Source organism: Sulfurimonas sp. (assembly GCF_032250635.1).
GTDB lineage: Bacteria > Campylobacterota > Campylobacteria > Campylobacterales > Sulfurimonadaceae > Sulfurimonas.
Genome location: NZ_JAVVFL010000041.1, coordinates 1 through 12,645, shown reverse-complemented (window position 1 = coordinate 12,645; position 12,645 = coordinate 1). Strand labels below are relative to the sequence as shown.

General features: G+C 36.5%; 13 protein-coding genes and 3 tRNA genes. 7 read left to right on the top strand and 9 right to left on the bottom strand.

Annotation, left to right across the window (positions count from 1 at the left end; genetic code table 11):
• Window positions 1-53: 53 nt before the first annotated feature.
• Genes RQ763_RS04065 through RQ763_RS04050 form a run of 4 tightly spaced genes read right to left on the bottom strand, consistent with a single transcriptional unit; the run spans window position 54 to window position 3,426 of the window.
• Entirely contained in the window at window positions 54-935 is an 882-nt protein-coding gene (locus RQ763_RS04065; RefSeq protein ID WP_314151351.1) for an HDOD domain-containing protein, read from the bottom strand.
• Window positions 908-2,092, bottom strand: a complete 1,185-nt coding sequence (locus RQ763_RS04060; RefSeq protein ID WP_314151349.1) for a saccharopine dehydrogenase family protein — start codon at window positions 2,090-2,092, stop codon at window positions 908-910. Before RQ763_RS04060 ends, RQ763_RS04065 begins: the two co-directional genes overlap by 28 nt.
• A complete protein-coding gene (locus tag RQ763_RS04055) occupies window positions 2,089-2,700 on the bottom strand; it encodes a 1-acyl-sn-glycerol-3-phosphate acyltransferase (RefSeq protein ID WP_314151348.1) in 612 nt (203 codons plus the stop codon). The genes RQ763_RS04060 and RQ763_RS04055 overlap by 4 nt, the downstream gene beginning before the upstream one ends.
• A 6-nt stretch (window positions 2,701-2,706) precedes the next feature.
• A complete protein-coding gene (locus RQ763_RS04050) occupies window positions 2,707-3,426 on the bottom strand; it encodes a DUF695 domain-containing protein (RefSeq protein WP_314151346.1) in 720 nt (239 codons plus the stop codon).
• Between the two features lie 170 nt (window positions 3,427-3,596).
• Here RQ763_RS04050 and RQ763_RS04045 point away from each other — a divergent pair, with 170 nt between their 5' ends.
• From RQ763_RS04045 to RQ763_RS04030, 4 genes are all read left to right on the top strand, one after another.
• Complete coding sequence (locus RQ763_RS04045) at window positions 3,597-4,832, top strand: porin (RefSeq protein ID WP_314151345.1); 1,236 nt, start codon at window positions 3,597-3,599, stop codon at window positions 4,830-4,832.
• An 89-nt stretch (window positions 4,833-4,921) separates the two neighbouring features.
• Entirely contained in the window at window positions 4,922-5,449 is a 528-nt protein-coding gene (locus tag RQ763_RS04040; protein ID WP_314151344.1) for an FMN-binding protein, read from the top strand.
• Window positions 5,449-5,922 (top strand): hypothetical protein, encoded by a 474-nt coding sequence (locus RQ763_RS04035; protein ID WP_314151343.1) that lies wholly within the window; start codon window positions 5,449-5,451, stop codon window positions 5,920-5,922. The genes RQ763_RS04040 and RQ763_RS04035 overlap by 1 nt, the downstream gene beginning before the upstream one ends.
• Complete coding sequence (locus RQ763_RS04030; RefSeq protein ID WP_314151341.1) at window positions 5,906-6,352, top strand: hypothetical protein; 447 nt, start codon at window positions 5,906-5,908, stop codon at window positions 6,350-6,352. The genes RQ763_RS04035 and RQ763_RS04030 overlap by 17 nt, the downstream gene beginning before the upstream one ends.
• On the opposite strand, the gene RQ763_RS04025 is transcribed toward RQ763_RS04030, so the two are convergent.
• Together RQ763_RS04025 and RQ763_RS04020 are read right to left on the bottom strand one after the other, a co-directional pair.
• Window positions 6,317-7,270 carry an FAD:protein FMN transferase gene (locus RQ763_RS04025; protein WP_314151340.1) on the bottom strand — a complete coding sequence of 318 codons (954 nt, stop codon included), beginning with the start codon at window positions 7,268-7,270 and terminating at the stop codon, window positions 6,317-6,319. The two genes, RQ763_RS04030 and RQ763_RS04025, sit on opposite strands and share 36 nt — an antisense overlap.
• A gap of 18 nt (window positions 7,271-7,288) precedes the next feature.
• Complete coding sequence (locus RQ763_RS04020) at window positions 7,289-8,317, bottom strand: bifunctional 3,4-dihydroxy-2-butanone 4-phosphate synthase/GTP cyclohydrolase II (protein ID WP_314151339.1); 1,029 nt, start codon at window positions 8,315-8,317, stop codon at window positions 7,289-7,291.
• 156 nt (window positions 8,318-8,473) lie between these two features.
• Here RQ763_RS04020 and RQ763_RS04015 point away from each other — a divergent pair.
• The 3 genes from RQ763_RS04015 (at window position 8,474) to RQ763_RS04005 (ending at window position 8,837) form a co-directional block, all read left to right on the top strand.
• Window positions 8,474-8,550, top strand: a tRNA-Met gene (locus RQ763_RS04015).
• 17 nt (window positions 8,551-8,567) lie between these two features.
• Window positions 8,568-8,642: transfer RNA gene (locus RQ763_RS04010), tRNA-Gln, on the top strand.
• 118 nt (window positions 8,643-8,760) lie between these two features.
• Window positions 8,761-8,837, top strand: a tRNA-Met gene (locus RQ763_RS04005).
• On the opposite strand, the gene RQ763_RS04000 is transcribed toward RQ763_RS04005, so the two are convergent.
• From RQ763_RS04000 to RQ763_RS03990, 3 genes are read right to left on the bottom strand one after another with little or no spacing between them, the layout of a single operon-like run.
• The gene (locus tag RQ763_RS04000) at window positions 8,816-9,385 is read right to left on the bottom strand and encodes a YqiA/YcfP family alpha/beta fold hydrolase (protein WP_314151337.1); all 570 of its coding nucleotides are present in this window, start codon (window positions 9,383-9,385) and stop codon (window positions 8,816-8,818) included. The two genes, RQ763_RS04005 and RQ763_RS04000, sit on opposite strands and share 22 nt — an antisense overlap.
• A 33-nt stretch (window positions 9,386-9,418) precedes the next feature.
• Window positions 9,419-10,684, bottom strand: coding sequence for an McrC family protein (locus tag RQ763_RS03995; protein WP_314151336.1), 1,266 nt, complete (start codon window positions 10,682-10,684; stop codon window positions 9,419-9,421).
• Window positions 10,677-12,605, bottom strand: a complete 1,929-nt coding sequence (locus RQ763_RS03990; protein ID WP_314151335.1) for an AAA family ATPase — start codon at window positions 12,603-12,605, stop codon at window positions 10,677-10,679. The genes RQ763_RS03995 and RQ763_RS03990 overlap by 8 nt, the downstream gene beginning before the upstream one ends.
• Window positions 12,606-12,645 lie beyond the last annotated feature (40 nt).

Here is a 12,645-nt window from a genome sequence, read left to right as displayed (position 1 = left end):
ATAAGGGGTATTTAACTCATCTGAATTTTGCATAATATTTTCCACGCTTTTTACTATTTTTTTCTCATTCTATTTATCAGAACTTGGTTGTATTTCTCTTTAACTCTTGAGGCAATATGCTCAAAATCATTCGTATCAAGTCCCATTTCTTCAACTATAACACAAGCCTCTTTTATTGACTCTTTTGTCAAAATATTTCTTGGGTTTACGGCAGTTCTGATAACATCAAGTGAATCTATATATGATTTTACTTTAGGATTTGCGGCTGTCTCAAAATCCAGCCCTTTTAGTATCTCAACATAGAGAGGCTCAAGCATCCAGTGCTCAAAAAGAAGTGCGCTAAGGTAGTAGGTCGTAGTTCCAAGCACACTATACTCATACTCTATGACACTTTTTGCATTTTTGTAGCCTATTTCAAACTTCTTTGCATAGTGGCTTTTTAAGACCTCGTTTGCCAAGACCAGTTTTCCCGTCTCCATAATAAGAGCCAAAGGGGACATAAACTGAGCATGTCTAAGATCAACTCTGGAGTACCACTGCATCATAAGAGTGCTTTGAAGCTGACAAACATCATTAAATCTTTTATTGTCAACACCATAAATATCGGTATCGGTTTTCAACTCTTTGTCGAGTGCATATTTCAAAACCAAACCGTAAATCTCATCTGTTCCAAAAAGAGTCACAGCCTGAGAGATGGAAGCAATCTTTCTTGAAAAACCGTAAATCGGCGCATTTATCATCTTTAAAATGTTTGCGGCAAGCGCAGCATCATCCTCTATAACCCTAACAAGTCTTATAATATCGATATTTTGCGAGCCGCAGCTGTATATCTGCTGTATCACAAACGGCGTGTTTGAGAGCGGCGGCAACGACTCTATATCTGATATTATATGCTTAAAGGTCATTTTTACGCTTCCAGCTCTTTTATCTGCCAAGGCAGACCTTGCGTGTTCATCTCTTGCATAAACGGATCTGGATCCATCTGTTCCATGTTAAATACTCCGACTCCACTCCAGACACCTTGAAGCATAAGTTTTGCTCCTATCATGGCAGGAACACCCGTTGTATAGGATACTCCTTGAGAGTTTGTCTCACGAAAACACTCTTCATGCTCTTTTACCTGATAGATATATATCTTTCTTTTTTTACCGTCTTTGATACCCTCTGCAACAATACCGATGTTTGTTTTGCCTTTTGTGCGAGAACCCAAAGATGCAGGGTCGGGAAGCAGAGTTTTTAAGAACTCAATCGGGGTTATCATCATGCCCTTATGCTCAACCGGCTCTATTCCCAGCATGCCTACATTTTGTAGAACTTCCATATGCTTTATATAACTCTGTCCGAATGTCATAAAAAATCTAATGCGCTTTAGCCCTTTAATATGCTTTACAAGGGACTCCATCTCTTCATGGTAAAGCAAGTAGCTATCTTTTGGTCCGACTTCAGGGTAATCCCAAACCTGCATAATCTCTAACGGTTTCGTCTCAATCCACTTTCCGTTCTCCCAGTAACGACCGTTTGCACTGACTTCACGAAGATTGATTTCAGGGTTAAAATTTGTTGCAAAAGCATAACCGTGATCGCCCGCATTACAATCCAAAATATCTATAGTATGAATCTCATCAAAGTAGTGTTTCTGAGCGTAAGCACAAAATACATTTGTAGCCCCTGGGTCAAAACCGCTTCCCAAAAGTCCCATAATGCCAGCCTCTTTAAACTTAGCATCTCTCTCCCACTGAAGCTTGTACTCAAACTTCGCTTCATCTGGATGTTCATAGTTTGCAGTATCAAGATATGGTGTTTTTGTAGCAATACAAGCATCCATAATAGCCAAATCTTGGTATGGCAGAGCCACGTTTATCACAATACTCGGCTTGCATGAGTTTATAAGTTTTATAACTTCTTCCGCAGAGTCTGCATCAACCGTTGCAACCTCAATATCCGCATTTGGTAGTTCATCTTTTATATCTTGACATCTCTTTAATGTTCTACTCGCTAGTACAATTTTCCCAAAAACATCCGCATTTTGTACACATTTATATACAACTACACGGCTAACTCCACCTGCACCAATTATTAATGTTGTTCTCAAATCTTCATCCTTTTCAATTTTATAACCCTCTCTCTAAGCTGATCTGCTTTAATATCCTCTGCAATAGCCTCTCCGAAGCAAACCGTAATTTCCCGCTTTTTTAAAAAACATCTTCTTGCATCACCTTTGTGTCTTGCAAAAAGACTTCCAAAAACTCCATCTATATGAAACGGCACGATAACCGCATCATCTCTATCTATGTATTGATAGCCTCTATAAAATTTTGCAATATTTGCGCTTCTGGATATTTCACCCTCGGGAAATATTGCTATTATTCTACCATTTTTTAATCTCTTTGAAGTTTCAATAAAAGAATCTTTTGACGCTTTTTTTGAAACAGGAATAAGCTCAGCCATCCTAAAAGCCCAGTTAAAGAGCCTCCATTTGTAAATGTCTTTATCTATTACATAGTTGATTCTTCTCTTTATCGGCAGCTGAAGGATGAACCAGTCTATCCAGCTTACATGGTTGCCCAAAAGCATAACAGCTCTCTCTTTTGGGATATTTTCCAGCCCGATATAGTGGAATCTATACCTGATTTTAAAAAAAATCTCAAAGAATTTCCAAGCAGCCATGATAAAGTAGCTTTTAAAAAGTGCTTTTTTCACGAGTGACTAATCGTCCTTTTGCACCAGTACAGTGCTCCAACCCTCATAATAGCCATGCTCAGTTTTAATAAGCCCATAGAGTTCCTCTACAACTTTTTTAACCTCTTCTTCACTCACTGGATGTTCTTTTACCAGCGCCACTCCGTGCTCAAACTCTTCGCTGCTTACGTCATCTTTAAACTCAAATCCGCATGAGAGAGCATTGTTGACAAATCTCTCTTTTTGAGTAGCCGTATCAAACGACACATAGTGCTCTACATCCCTTGATATTGAGAGTTCATCACCCTCTTCTTGAAGCAAAAATATAATCTTGTGGCTCTGTATATCATGAAATTCAAGTTCACTAGGAAAAAGATTTTTATCGTAAAAACCCCATTTTGCGTCTTTAACCACATTGCTCTCATATTTATATCCGCTCTCTTTCAGCATTACAGCAGAAACCGCTTCAAGATTTTTTGAATCTTTTGCATAAAAGTAGAACTCATGCCAACCCTCGCAGACTCTAGTTCCGACATATTTTGCCATATCTTGATGCTCTAAAGAGATAATTATTGACTCTTTGAGCTCCAAAAACTGCTCAAAACCCAAACTATTTTCTTTAATATTGTTTGGTTTTACAAACAAACTATACAACCAGGGATAATTATCTCTATAATCCTCCATATCCACTTCTACTTCTATATTGACCAACACAGAATCTTCTACTCTGCTAAATATCTCTCTCATGTACCATCTTCTAGTAAATTTTTATTTATTATAACAAACATATCCGAAAAAAATTGACTTAGTTTATCAATAATGATTATCATTTTAATGTTCATTTAAGAAAAATTAAACTACAATTCTAAATATTGATAAACGATAATGCTTATCAAATTCAACTAAGAGGAAAGAAGATGAAAGTTTTAAAGAACAAATTAGGGTTAAGCGTAGTTACGGCAATTATGCTCTCAGGAGGCTTACAAGCAGATACTGCTTCGGATATAGCGGAGCTTAAAAAAGAGATAGCAGAGCTTAAAGAGCAGACCAAAACCTTAACGGATGAGACTAGCAACCTGCAGATGGGTTTTGGCTACACAACGGTTGACAATGAAGCTTCTCATAGCGGACTCGGTGCAGCGGCATCAAAAGTTTACTACTCAAAATCGCCTTTGAGCATCGGCGGTTACGGAGAGATGTACTACTCGCATACAAATAAAGAGATTGGCACAAACAGCTCTAAGGTTGACGTATACAGATTTGTTCCATACATCGGCTATAAATTCAGTGACAATATTCTTTTAAATGTTGAACTTGAATTTGAACACGGCGGAGTAGCGAATGACGGCGGCACTGCAGAGGGCGGAGAGGTTATAGTTGAGTTTATCTATCTTGACTTTCTAATCAACGAAAATGCAAATATCAGAGTCGGTAACATGTTAATGCCGATGGGGTTAATCAACGAAAGACATGAACCGACACTTTTTACGACTGTTCAGAGACCAAACACTGCAAAGCAGATAATTCCGACTACTTGGCATGAGAGCGGCGTAATGGTTTACGGAGATGTTTTTGAAGGACTGGAGTATAAAGTTGCGGGAGTCACAGCACTAAATCCGACAATAGACAGCGATACAAAATGGCTAAGAAGTGCGCGCGGCGGCTCATTTACAAACAATGACCCAAAACTCGGCTTTGTAGCAAGGCTGGACTATACGGACATTAACGGACTTTTGGCTGGTGCTTCGGCTTATATGGACTCAAATATAAATATGTTCGATATTCATGTCGACTACAAGTTAAAAGGGTTTAGAGCATACGGCACATACGCAGAGGCAAAACGCTCAGACGCATTTGAGTTAGCGGGCGCACTCTCTCAAGTAAAAGCAAAAGGCGGCTACTTAAATCTTAGCTATGACCTTTTAACTCTGAGTTCATCAAGCGATAAATTACCGCTGTTCGTTCAATATGAGAGTGTTAATACTGCTGATAGGCTAACAGATGGAAGCTCGCTTGATTCTATTGACACAACGACATTTGGAATAAATTACTTCCCGCATGATCAGGTTGTACTAAAAGCCGACTATGCAATGCAGAGCCAAGGCGGAGTTGATTCCGATACATTCAGCCTCTCTATGGGATTTATTTTTTAAAAATAAGAGCTCTTTTGCTCTTATTGACAAAGTTCATTGACAAAAAAAATTTTATTTTATACAATCCGACAAAACAGGAGCACCTATTTATGAAACAACTTCTACTTTACCTACTTATATTTTTCTCACTTCCGCTAAGCGCCAAAATGCTTATCTCTCCGGTTGATGCCATGCAACAAAACTATGGAGCCAAAAACAAAGTAAGCGAAGAGAACATTTTACTAACAGGTGCTCAGGCAAAAAAGATTCAAGAAGCATCACAGGTAAAACTTGGCACTAAGATTTTTAAAGTTTTCAAAGCCGAACAAAACGGCAAGACTCTGGGTTACGGAATTTTAATCAACAGAAAAATTCGCTCTAAAAACGGAGTCGTTCTCTACCTAATCTCGCCTGAGTCTGTTTTAAAAGGCATAGAGGTTATAGCTTTTAACGAGCCCATGGAGTATGTGCCTTCAAAAAAGTGGATGTCACAATTTGAAAATGTAGATACTAAAATGCCGCTCTCTCTCTCAAAAGATATTCCGACCATTACAGGTGCGACACTTAGCGCAAAAAGCTTCTTAGACGGCTCAAGAGTCGCTTTTGCTCTCTACAATGAGATCTTAAAAGGCAAATAGTGAAATTCACCGTTATAAAAAACATCCAAAAAGATAGCGCAATGAGTCTTATTTTAAGAGGCTTTCTTCTTTTTATACTTCTGTATCTTATCTCTGATATTTTTGTTATGAAGTCAAACTTCGGCATCTTACCGGACGCAGTAAATGCAACGCTATTTGGGAACGAAGAGGCTTACCTTGACCCAATGAATGAAGCATCATTTTTGGAGTTTTGGCATACACAGATTTTTTTTATTATGATGATTCTGCTTACCCTTAGCTCCATTTTTATCAGAGTTGCAAAAAAAAGCAGAGCCATTCTTACAAACACACTTATGATAAGCGCCATCTTATCGCTTATCTCACTCCCTTTGGCTTTTTATCTCTCAAGCTTTTTTGTCAATATATATCTTATAGCCTATTTTCTCTGGCATTTAGCGGCTCTGTATATGATTGTTTACTCATTTTGGAAGTTAAATGCAAGAAGCATATAAGCTCTCAATCCTCTACTACTTGGCATTTTCGCTGCTTCTATTAGCAAGTGCCGTTATGCTTTTTGAGCACAAAATAGGCTTTAGCTACAGCGCTGTTTTGGAGTACTACGTTGGAAATGAAGAGAAATTTATCTCTCCTCAAAGTGCTGGAGGAGTTTTAAAGATATCACTCCCACACATCTTCGTATTTGGACTTTTTACGATGGTTCTTCTGCACTTTTTGGTGTTTACCAAGCTAAGAGATAGAAAAAGTCTGCTGGTGCTTATCTACATAACTTTTGGGGTGGCTCTGCTTGAGATATTCTCTGCGTTTTTCATCATTAACGGATTGGAGTTTTTTGCATATATAAAACTTTTTTCGTTTTTTGCTCTTTTAGCGCTTATCTTATATATCTCATGGCTGCTTTTTGAGAGTATCTCTTATGAGTAAATTCTTTGTAAACTCAGAGATGTTTTTACTAACAACCAGCTTTCCATCACTCTGCAAAACTATATAACCCACTTCCAAACTATCTAAAAATCGGTACGCTTTTTTCAGAGGCATAACACTCGCCGCGGTTGCATAGGCATCCAAATCACTGCTCAGAAGGTGGCTAACAAGCGTTATAGAAACAAAGAGGCTCTGCGGTTTTTTGGCTTTTGGGTCAATAAGATGGTTGTTTTTGGTTGAGGCGACATATCTGTTATAGTTTCCGCTCGTTGTTATGCCCATGTCATCTTCTAGTGTCTCAAAAGATAACAAAACGTCATCCTCTTTGAGTGGATCTTGCACCTCAATTCTGCATAAAGAGATACATCTTATATCTCCGCTTGCAGCAATTACTGCACTTTTTGCATTTTTGCTTCTAAAATACTCCGCGGCTTTATCCACACCAAAACCTTTGCCCATTCCGCCCAAATCTACTTTTACACCCTCTTCTAAAAAAGCCTCTTTTTCATTAAACCTAAGAGCGCCAAAGTCTACGTTTGCACCTGCTAACTCATCTAAAGATGCAATGTGCTCATTCTCCCCGAATCTGTATAGATCTTTTGTTATTGAGCCAACAGTAATGTCAAAATAGCCATCTGTTTGGAGATAATACTTTTTACTTAACAGAAGCGCTTCATGACTCAAACTGTCGAGTTTTACATGTCGGTTTTTGTTGAGTTGGTATATTTTTGCATCTGGGTTGTAAGATGAGAGCGACATCTCCACCTCTTTAATGATCTCAAACCCGTCTGTTATAAAATCAGCATCTCGCTCATTCGTGGTGATAGTGACAAATGTAGACATAATAACTTGGGTTCTAGAGAGTGTTTTGGCATCTAAAAAAGAGATGAGAAGTAAAAAGAGAGAGAGTAGTTTCAAGGCAGTATAGATATTTTGCTAAATATCTATAACCTCGTTTATCTCTAACCCAAAACCGCCAAGTCCAACAAATTCGGTCGCCTTCATGGAGCTAAGAAGATTCATCTTCGAGATACCGAACGATTTTAGTATCTGTGCACCTATTCCAAACTCTTTCATGGCAGCGTTGTCATGATGTGTAGGTTTGTTTATGAAGATTAAAACACCGCTGTTTTGTTTTAAGTACTCAATGGAAGAGACAAGGTTGCTATATTTTTTCTGATTTAACAAAAGCTCTATGTCGGGTATAACATTATGAACCCTTACGTTTGCAACTGATGCTACATTATGAAACACTATCGCCGTATGTTCTATCTTGTCATGGTCTGCGAAAGTGTACTTCTTCACTTTTGTGTCAAAAAACTCTATATCCTCTACATCAAGCTCATTTATAAGCCTCTCATTTGCAAAACGGTACTCGACAATGTCGGAGATAAAAACAGTTTTTAGATTGTGCTTTTCGCCGAATGTATCCAAATCGTCGCGTCTAGCCATCGTGCCGTCTTCTTTGATTATTTCACAAATAACCGCCGATTCGCTAAGTCCCGCCAGACGGCATAGATCAACAGAGCCTTCCGTATGCCCCGTTCTAACAAGCGTCCCGCCGTCTTTTGCTATCAGGGGAAATATATGACCCGGCTTTACAAGCTCATCCGCATGGCTGATTGGGTTTGCCAAAATCTTGATGGTATCATCCCTCTCGCCTGCCGAGATTCCCGTAAGCGCATTTTTCGCATCGACTGAGACTGTAAATGCCGTCTCGTACGAAGATGTGTTTGAGCTTACCATCGGGTTGAGTTCAAGTCTTGTAGCAATCTTTTTGCTGATTGCAACACAGACTAGTCCTCTTGCATGCGTCGCCATAAAGTTTACATGAGCAGGCGTAGAAAAAGCGGATGCATAGACCAAATCGCCCTCGTTCTCTCTATCTTCATCATCAATCATGATGACCATGTGACCCTTTTTAATCTCTTCAATCGCTTCTAGTACTCTTTGTGTCGGTGTCATTTATACTCTTTGTTTTTAATGTCGTTATTGTATTGAAAAGTTGATTAATTTTAGTTCAAACCATTTTTATAAATTTGGCTCGGCTTTTCTTGACAACGAGAGCGTATTTGCCTATAATTCCACTCCAACAAACATATTTCTCTTGTTTGTAAGTATCGCGGAATAGAGCAGTTCGGTAGCTCGTCGGGCTCATAACCCGAAGGTCATAGGTTCAAATCCTATTTCCGCAACCAATTTCTTTTATAAATGATGGGGATTCGCCAAGTGGTAAGGCAGTAGCTTTTGGTGCTACCATTCACAGGTTCGAATCCTGTATCCCCATCCACTTCTACAATAAAATGATTAGTTTTTGTTTTAATCAAGGAAGTTTTGACTGAGGAATACTTGAGTATCCGAAGGAAATTCTGACAAAGAGTAAAGCTAAAAATAACATTTTAAAATATCGCGGAATAGAGCAGTTCGGTAGCTCGTCGGGCTCATAACCCGAAGGTCATAGGTTCAAATCCTATTTCCGCAACCAATCAAATACCATTTTATATCATCAAAATACTTCTCTATATTCTCAAAACTATGGCTTCCGCCCTCTTCTATGGCAAACTTTGCATAAGGCAAGCTGTTTACGGCCTCTCTATAATCAAGCAGCTCATCACCCTTTTGAAGTAGCACAAAGAAGTTATCCCGCTTTTTTGCCTCAACTCTGTACTCTTTTAACATCTCAAGATGAGACTCTCTCCACTCAAAACTGCTGTTATCGTAAAAATTAGGCGCCATACCTAGAACTTTTTTCAGCGTCTCATCAGGATTTATAGATGGGTTGATAAGCACCGCTTTTAAACCGTACTTCTGCGCCAGATATATAGCGTAAAATCCGCCCAAAGAAGATCCAATAAGGTTTACATTTCCGCCGTCGGACTCTACTATCTCCTCTAATGTTTTTATAACCAGATGCGGAACATATGAGAGGGAGGGAGCAATAAATGGCTGATTTATGCTTTTGAAATATATGCGAAAAAGCTCTGCCTTGACACCGCATCCGCTACCTCCAAAACCGTGTATGTAGATTGTCATCTGTCTGTTCCCAAGTTTATATTTTATTATTGATTATAGCGAATTTGATTTATCTCTAGTTTGTATTGATTTTAGAAAATGGCAATCTTTAAAATCTTTTTTTACATCAAAAAATAGTACATGTAGATTTAAACCGTTTTCATATTCATAAAACAGTTCAAGCTCTTTTTCGCTGTTTACGGGATAGATAAGATAAAGTTGTTGATTTTTGTACTTCTTGCCGTATGCAAAGAGTTGATACATGTCGCTTTGGCTTATGTCTTTCTCTTCTTTGATGATTTTCCATTTAGTATCGGCTACAATGACTTCATTTTCATGTTTAATAACTATGTCAGGCTTAAGCGCAAACTTTTTGGGCTCTTCAACTAGATGCTTTCCTTTGTCTTGCAAACTGACATCTAAACCTTTTTTCTTTAAGTAATCCCCGACATAACTCTCAAAAAGCAGGTTCATATCAAAAAGCAGTGCAAACGCCACATCATCGCCCTTGTACGGACTAAAACTATTTTCTAGTAAAAATGTCTTGCACCAAAGCAAAACTTGCTCATAATCTTTCATTTGGCGGTTAAGTCTTACTTTTGAAAAATCTGTTTTTATGTCATGCGATGGTTTTATCTCATCAAATACGAACAGAAACTCTCTTATGCGCTGTTGATTACGGTTTGACTTTGATTTTTTATAGACATACTGCAGCGTTGTTTTGATGAGTCTATTTTCAACTCTGTCACTCATAAATTCTTGATACTCTACAAAAAAACGCTCTTTATGTATGGTGTTGTGTTTTATCTGCTCACCGATTTTGAGTTTGCCTTTTAAAAACTTTAGATTCTCCTCTTTTGTGACATAGTCGCTTTTTATGCCCTTTTGAACAAGCTTTGCAAGCTCTTCCAAAAACATAGAGATAAATATCTCCAAAAGCGGCAATTTTGAACTTTTTAGATTTGCCGTATTGAAATTTTTAAACGGAGATTTTTTAAGTGTTTTTAGCATTTTGATGAGAATTTTTTTTGATTCTTCTTCATCTATATTTTGAATTTTAGGTAATATCTCGATAGTCGTGCCGTCTTTTGTTTGGATGACACCGACATAGTTTTGGGCTCTAAAAGCTTTCTTACCATGTTTTTTTGCAGGTGCAAAATACTGTTGCACATCAGCATTTGCATAATAAAAACTCTCTATAGCTTCAAAAGTTTTAGAGGGTAAAATCAAATTCTTTTCAGCATCATAATATGGCTCAGCACAATCACTTAAAGTATAAAAAGCTTTATACTCAAGTATTGAAAAACTATTTTTACTCATAGATTTTTTTGTAACTTTCTATATTTTTAAAAGCATCATTATTGATTTCATATATTTTTATTTCATCATTATCTAACAACTCATGCGAGCTATTTCCAAAAAGTTTACTTATATCATAATCCTTTTTTATCTTTATAAATTGATAATTTTCCTCTTTTTGATTATCGCCGAGAACAAGTTGTATCTTCTCCCAATCGTCATAAAAATACTCTTGAAGCAGCGGAATAATTTTGTTTCTAAAGATACTCTCCAGCTCGCCCAAAGATGGGTTATCTTTTAAACTCATAAAATAGGCATGTCCGATGGTATGGTCTCTGTCGTAGAGATATTCCACTCTTTTATTTATTTTTTCTAACATAGCTTTGATATTTATTTTTTTGCCGTCATTCTGAACTTGATTCAGAATCTCTATCCCATCCAAAAGTTCCGTACATGGCATCATCTCTTCAAAATCAAATCTTCTTCTAAGTGCAGTGTCCATCAAAGCTATGCTTCTATCCGCTGTGTTCATGGTTCCGATGATGTAAAGATTTGAAGGCACTCCAAAATCATCATTGCTATAAGGAAGTTTTACTTTTATCTCTTCATCAGCTCCGATTCTTTTGCTAGGCTCTATAAGCGTTATAAGCTCGCCAAAGATTTTAGAGATATTTCCGCGGTTTATTTCGTCTATGATGAGGATGTGGTTTTTAAGTGGTTCTTCCACTTTTTCTTCTTCTACAACATCAAATTTTTGTTTCTGAAACTCTTTATACATCGAAAAATAATAAGTATCTTTTTGTCTCTGATTGTTAATGCCAAAAACATCTTTGGCAAGTTGTCTTGATGTTTTAAAATCAATATCAGAATCTAATATCTTAAATAATTCATCAATATCCAACTCTAAAATATTTTCATTGTAATTTGAATCTTCCGTGAAAATAAAAAGGCTAGTATCTCTTATATCTTTTATTTTAAATTTTCCGCCTTTTGTTTTTGTAAAATCTCTTTGTTCTTCTAGTGAATCATTTAAAAATTGTTCTATTTTTTGCTGCAATGATTTTTCTTGTATGAGTTTTTCTAATGATTTTTGGCTATTTTCATAGTTTTCTTTTGCTTGTTTTGAGAGTTTTTTAAAGACACCTGGCTCTATTTTATACTCGATACCTTTATCTGTAGTTTTTGCTTTTATCCCCTCCACAAACTCCTCATATCCATAGCTTTGATGAAAGGTTACAAACTCGATTTGTTTAGCTTCTACATAATGTTCAAAAATACCTTTCAATACTCTTCTTTTATATTCTTCATCTTTATCAACCAAGGCATTTTTATATGTTATCTTTAATGTTTTATCAAAAATAAAATCATAAAATTCTATATTTTTATCTTCTTTCTCAAAGATAATCTCCAAAGCTTTATTAATAGTATTATAAGTTTTCCCTGTCCCTGGAGGTCCATAGAGAATTTGGTTTAGGGGTTGCGTTTGTTTTGATTCTATTGTCATTTTTGGATTTCCTTCATTATCAATATCAATTTCTTCATTATCATTTTCATTCTGGAATTTTTGCCATAGAAAAGAGCTTAATTTAATTAGATAAACATCTCTAGAATCATTATTTATATTTTGAAATGTATTTATTGCTTTTTGGGTTATAAAATAGCTCATCTCTAAATCGTTTAATTTAGCTGAATTATCTGGATAAAAATAATTATAAATATTTTTCAAAACTTCGGTTTTATAAGTATATAAAAATTTTCCATTGTTATTCATTGCCATTATTTTTAATATCATTTTTCCTGCAACTAATTTATTCTCTTCAAAGTATTTAGATTTTTCTTTTATATTATAATCTGAAATTTCAGTATTAAAAGCTTCATAGAGATATTCTAAAATAATTGGAAAATATACATTTGCTTCTTCGTATTTTGGAATGACCCCCATAAAGTAGACAAACTTTTAATCGGTTAATTTGATAAAATAG